Here is a 498-nt window from a genome sequence, read left to right on the forward strand (position 1 = left end):
ATACAAGCCCGGAAAAAACCGGTGCCGCTGAAGCACTCTGCTCCAGAGAGCTATAAGAGTGAGCGGTCCGGGGGAGCAGCAGCTCCGGGGAACCTCGAACGCATGAACATCGGCTCCTCCGGCCCGGACGGAAATCCCGAAGCCATCATGAGCGAAATCCGTTCCGCCGCAGCCCAGCCACCCGGCATCAGCATGACCGGCGAAGCCGATCCTTCCCAAGTGGAGGGCTTCAGCCAGGAAGCGTCTCAGCAAGTAGGCGCAGCAAAGCAAGCGGAGATGGGCCAGATCAACAACCCGTTTGGTGAAAATGATATCTATCCCGAACCGGATGGCTCTACGCTGAAGGCTGGTGCAGAGCTACAAGGCGGCAACACTCCCACCGCCAAAAAGCTGCCGGGTCTGGCGATTCCAGGAGAGATGACCGCAGGCCTCAACAAGACGCTTGCCCCGGAAATGAATAAGCAGCTTGGCGCCAAGCAGGCCGAATACAATAAAGAA

The 498-nt window shown here is 58.6% G+C and carries 1 pseudogene; it reads left to right on the top strand.

Annotated elements, in window-relative coordinates:
* A pseudogene (locus tag AC0LWN_RS32830) lies at window positions 1–498 on the top strand (HNH endonuclease); the annotation flags it as partial.

This window comes from Paenibacillus sp. sgz302115, from assembly GCF_056120445.1.